Below are 5,532 nucleotides of genomic sequence, written 5' to 3' on the forward strand. Positions count from 1 at the left end.
TTTTCGTCAATAAAAAACCCTGAGCTCTGGAGAACTCAGGGTTTAAAAAGAAAGGCGACGACCTACTCTCCCACATTTCTGCAGTACCATCGGCGCTGGCGGGCTTAACTTCTCTGTTCGGAATGGGAAGAGGTGGAACCCCGCCGCAATAATCACCTAAAATCTTTGTTTTGCTTATTTCTTCTTTTCAGAAGGGTACACAACACTTAAATATTTTTAACATATCGGGAAAAAGAATCTAAATCAACAAATAACCTTAAATCGTGCAAGGAAAGTCTACGGGTAATTAGTACTGCTCGGCTACGCCCATCACTGAACTTCTACCTGCAGCCTATCAACGTGGTAGTCTCCCACGACCCTTAAAGGAAATCTCATCTTGAGGCAGGCTTCGTGCTTAGATGCTTTCAGCACTTATCCCTTCCACACATAGCTACTCTGCAATGCAGCTGGCGCCACAACAGATACACTAGAGGTATGTCCACCGCGGTCCTCTCGTACTAGCGGCAGGCCCTCTCAAATTTCCAACGCCCACAACAGATAGGGACCGAACTGTCTCACGACGTTCTGAACCCAGCTCGCGTGCCACTTTAATGGGCGAACAGCCCAACCCTTGGGACCTTCTCCAGCCCCAGGATGTGACGAGCCGACATCGAGGTGCCAAACCGCTCCGTCGATATGAGCTCTTGGGAGCGATCAGCCTGTTATCCCCGGAGTACCTTTTATCCTTTGAGCGATGGCCCTTCCATGCGGAACCACCGGATCACTATGCTCTACTTTCGTACCTGGTCGACTTGTCAGTCTCGCAGTCAAGCGCGCTTATACCATTATGCTCTGCTGACGGTTACCAATCGTCATGAGCGCACCTTTAGAAGCCTCCGTTACTCTTTTGGAGGCGACCACCCCAGTCAAACTACCCACCACACAATGTCCCCCGAAGTTTCGGGGTTAGGTTCCAAGTAAGCAAAGGGACGTATTTCAAGGATGACTCCACGAATCCTGGCGAACCCGCTTCATAGTCTCCGTCCTATCCTACACATCACTTACCCAGAATCAATGTGAAGTTGCAGTAAAGGTTCACGGGGTCTTTCCGTCCCGTTGCGGGTACTCGGCATCTTCACCGAGACTACAATTTCACCGAGCTCATGGCCGAGACAGTGCGCACATCGTTACACCATTCGTGCAGGTCGGAACTTACCCGACAAGGAATTTCGCTACCTTAGGACCGTTATAGTTACGGCCGCCGTTTACCGGGGCTTCGATTCAATGCTTCTCCGAAGATAACATCCCCTCTTAACCTTCCGGCACCGGGCAGGTGTCAGGCCATATACATCATCTTTCAATTTAGCATAGCCATGTGTTTTTGATAAACAGTCGCATGCGCCTTTTCACTGCGGCTCTACCGGAGTAGAGCGCCCCTTCTCCCGAAGTTACGGGGCGATTTTGCCTAGTTCCTTAGCCATGAATCACTCGAGCGCCTCAGGATTCTCTCCTTGACTACCTGTGTCGGTTTGCGGTACGGGCTTTTGATACCTGAAGCTTAGAGGTTTTTCTTGGAAGCGCTTAGGACCACTATCCGATTGCCCGAAGGCTCTCGGTACTGTCTGGCTTTAGCTCAAAGCACGGATTTACCTATGCCTCTCATAACCTACACCATTTAACGTACTATTCCGTCAGTACGCGGGTCTTTCATTACTTCGTCACCCCATCGCAGTATCAAAAGGTATTGGAATATTAACCAATTGTCCATCGACTTCCCCCCTCGGGTACGCCTTAGGCCCCGACTAACCCTGATCCGATTAGCGTTGATCAGGAAACCTTAGTCTATCGGCGAGCAGGTTTCTCACCTGCTTTATCGTTACTTATGCCTACATTTGCTTTTCCAGACGCTCCACGGCTCCTTACGAAACCGCTTCAGCGCAGACTGGAATGCTCCCCTACCATAAATCCATAGCTTCGGTGGTATATTTAATGCCCGATTATTATCCACGCCCGATCGCTCGACTAGTGAGCTGTTACGCACTCTTTAAATGAATGGCTGCTTCCAAGCCAACATCCTAGCTGTCTAAGCAATCAGACCTCGTTTGTTCAACTTAATATACACTTGGGGACCTTAGCTGATGGTCTGGGTTCTTTCCCTCTCGGACACGGACCTTAGCACCCGCGCCCTCACTGCCGGAAAGCATCTTATAGCATTCGGAGTTTGTCTGGATTTGATAGGCGGTGAAGCCCTCGCATCCAATCAGTAGCTCTACCTCTATAAGACTCATAACCGACGCTGCACCTAAATGCATTTCGGGGAGTACGAGCTATTTCCCAGTTTGATTGGCCTTTCACCCCTACCCACAGTTCATCCAAAAACTTTTCAACGTTTCCTGGTTCGGTCCTCCATTTTGTGTTACCAAAACTTCAACCTGACCATGGGTAGATCACCAAGGTTTCGCGTCTAGCGCTACTGACTAATTCGCCCTATTCAGACTCGCTTTCGCTTCGGCTCCGGGTCTTAAACCCTTAACCTTGCCAGTAACGACTAACTCGTAGGCTCATTATGCAAAAGGCACGCAGTCATCCTGATAAATCGGGACTCCTACAGCTTGTAAGCGCACGGTTTCAGGTACTTTTTCACTCCCCTGTTCGGGGTGCTTTTCACCTTTCCCTCACGGTACTTGTTCACTATCGGTCTCTCATTAGTATTTAGCCTTACCGGATGGTCCCGGCTGATTCAGACAGGATTTCTCGTGTCCCGCCCTACTCAGGATACCACTATCTTTAATACAATGTACGTGTACAGGATTATCACCTTCTTTGATTCATCTTTCCAGATGATTCCACTTAATGTATTATCGAATCTCGTGGTCCTACAACCCCAACATTGCCGAAACAATATTGGTTTAGGCTGTTCCGCGTTCGCTCGCCACTACTTACGGAATCACTTTTGTTTTCTCTTCCTCCAGGTACTTAGATGTTTCAGTTCCCTGGGTTAGCTTCCGACATAATCGGATGGTCCGAAGACCAGGTTGTCCCATTCGGATATTTGCGGATCAATTCGTATTTGCCGATCCCCGCAACTTTTCGCAGCTTATCACGTCCTTCATCGCCTTTGAGAGCCTAGGCATCCCCCGTGCGCCCTTAATAACTTTCTCTTGATTCTTTTAAGGTTGAATGTAAATTTACATTCTCTTTGTTTCCCAATATGTCAAAGAACTTTATAACTAATCCCGAAGGATTGTTAAACGTAGATACTTCCGGAGTCGAACCGGACCTGTTACCACCGCTGGGTATCTGTTCTTAAATTCCAAATTCCAGGTTGTAAATTCCAAAATTGTCACCTGTACTGGACTCTTCAATATGTTTTGAACTTTGTCTTACGACTTTTTTTGTCTCTTTCACTCTCGTACTTCGTACTTATAAAATCCGTACTCATGTACTTCTTTGTGGAGAATAAGGGAGTCGAACCCTTGACCTCTAGAATGCAAATCTAGCGCTCTAGCCAACTGAGCTAATCCCCCTTGTTTCAGTTCACAGTTTTCAGTTTCAGTTTCCAGTTTGTTCCTGTCTACTGCCACTGTTACTGCCCACTGGGCTGGTAGTCCCGCCCAGACTTGAACTGGGGACCTCTACATTATCAGTGTAGCGCTCTAACCAGCTGAGCTACGGGACTGTCTTGTTTTATTCTTAGCTTTATAGCTTCAAGCTACAAGCTTTAAAGCTGACAGCTTTCCGCGTTTTGCTCTTTATATTTTAATAAAAAAGTAGTGATAAGAAAAAATGCTCTTCAAACGATAAGTTGTCTATCCCAAGCTCCAGAAAGGAGGTGTTCCAGCCACACCTTCCGGTACGGCTACCTTGTTACGACTTAACCCCAGTCACTAGTTTTACCCTAGGCCGCTCCTTGCGGTCACAGACTTCAGGTACCCCCAGCTTCCATGGTTTGACGGGCGGTGTGTACAAGGCCCGGGAACGTATTCACCGCGCCATGGCTGATGCGCGATTACTAGCGAATCCAGCTTCACGAAGTCGGGTTGCAGACTTCGATCCGAACTGAGACCAGCTTTAGAGATTAGCATCCAGTCGCCTGGTAGCTGCCCTTTGTACTGGCCATTGTAACACGTGTGTAGCCCTGGACATAAGGGCCGTGCTGATTTGACGTCATCCCCACCTTCCTCGCACCTTACGGTGGCAGTCCCGCTAGAGTCCCCAGCATAACCTGATGGTAACTAACGGTAGGGGTTGCGCTCGTTATGGGACTTAACCCGACACCTCACGGCACGAGCTGACGACAACCATGCAGCACCTTGCAAGCCGTCCGAAGAAAGGCACCTTTCGGCACCGGTCGTCCTGCATTTAAGTCCAGGTAAGGTTCCTCGCGTATCATCGAATTAAACCACATGTTCCTCCGCTTGTGCGGGCCCCCGTCAATTCCTTTGAGTTTCACTGTTGCCAACGTACTCCCCAGGTGGCTCACTTAATACTTTCGCTTGGCCGCATACTGTGTATTGCATACAGCGAGTGAGCATCGTTTACGGCGTGGACTACCAGGGTATCTAATCCTGTTCGCTCCCCACGCTTTCGTACCTCAGTGTCAGTTACAGTTTAGTAAGCTGCCTTCGCAATCGGGGTTCTGTGTAATATCTAAGCATTTCACCGCTACACTACACATTCCGCCTACCTCAACTGTACTCAAGCCCAGCAGTTTCAATGGCAGTTCTACCGTTAAGCGGCAGGATTTCACCACTGACTTACTGGGCCACCTACGTACCCTTTAAACCCAATGAATCCGGATAACGCTTGCATCCTCCGTATTACCGCGGCTGCTGGCACGGAGTTAGCCGATGCTTATTCCTGCACTACCGTCAAAACACTACACGTAGTGCCCATTCTTGGTGCAGAAAAGAAGTTTACAACCCATAGGGCCGTCTTCCTTCACGCGGGATGGCTGGTTCAGGCTTGCGCCCATTGACCAATATTCCTCACTGCTGCCTCCCGTAGGAGTCTGGTCCGTGTCTCAGTACCAGTGTGGGGGATCATCCTCTCAGAACCCCTAGACATCGTAGTCTTGGTGAGCCGTTACCTCACCAACAAACTAATGTCACGCATGCCCATCTTTGACCGATAAATCTTTAATTTAAAACTCATGCGAGTTATAAATACCATGGGATATTAATCCGGATTTCTCCGGGCTATCCCCCTGTCAAAGGTAGGTTGCATACGCGTTACTCACCCGTGCGCCACTCTCATCAGTAGCAAGCTACTGAATCCCGTTCGACTTGCATGTGTTAGGCCTCCCGCTAGCGTTCATCCTGAGCCAGGATCAAACTCTTCGTTGTAAATAAAAATTATTAGAATCCCGAAAGATTCAATCTTGTCTAGCTCGTGGAATAAACTCGTTTAATTCGCAATTCTTCCTTATCTTTCTACTTTTTCAATATTTTCAATGAACGTATTTTTGTCGCAAAAAATAACCGCAACTTGCACCGCGGCTCTTTTATATCTATGCTCCAATAGTCTTCTTGTTTTGAACTCCCGTAAACCTAT

General features: G+C 48.4%; 2 tRNA genes and 3 rRNA genes. All 5 read right to left on the reverse strand.

Annotated features, from left to right (window positions below):
* Positions 1-49: 49 nt before the first annotated feature.
* The 5 genes from rrf to NC99_RS01560 all read right to left on the reverse strand — a co-directional run bounded on the left by rrf (position 50) and on the right by NC99_RS01560 (position 5,324).
* A 5S ribosomal RNA gene (rrf, locus tag NC99_RS01540) occupies positions 50-160 on the reverse strand.
* Between the two features lie 106 nt (positions 161-266).
* Positions 267-3,140 (reverse strand): 23S ribosomal RNA (locus NC99_RS01545).
* Positions 3,141-3,432: 292 nt separating this feature from the next.
* Positions 3,433-3,506: transfer RNA gene (locus NC99_RS01550), tRNA-Ala, on the reverse strand.
* A 75-nt stretch (positions 3,507-3,581) separates the two neighbouring features.
* Positions 3,582-3,658: transfer RNA gene (locus tag NC99_RS01555), tRNA-Ile, on the reverse strand.
* 146 nt (positions 3,659-3,804) lie between these two features.
* Positions 3,805-5,324: ribosomal RNA gene (locus NC99_RS01560) — 16S ribosomal RNA — on the reverse strand.
* The 16S, 23S and 5S rRNA genes sit together here with 2 tRNA genes alongside, the layout of an rRNA operon.
* Positions 5,325-5,532 lie beyond the last annotated feature (208 nt).

Origin of the sequence: Sunxiuqinia dokdonensis, assembly GCF_001270965.1 — a bacterium.
Lineage (GTDB): Bacteria > Bacteroidota > Bacteroidia > Bacteroidales > Prolixibacteraceae > Sunxiuqinia > Sunxiuqinia dokdonensis.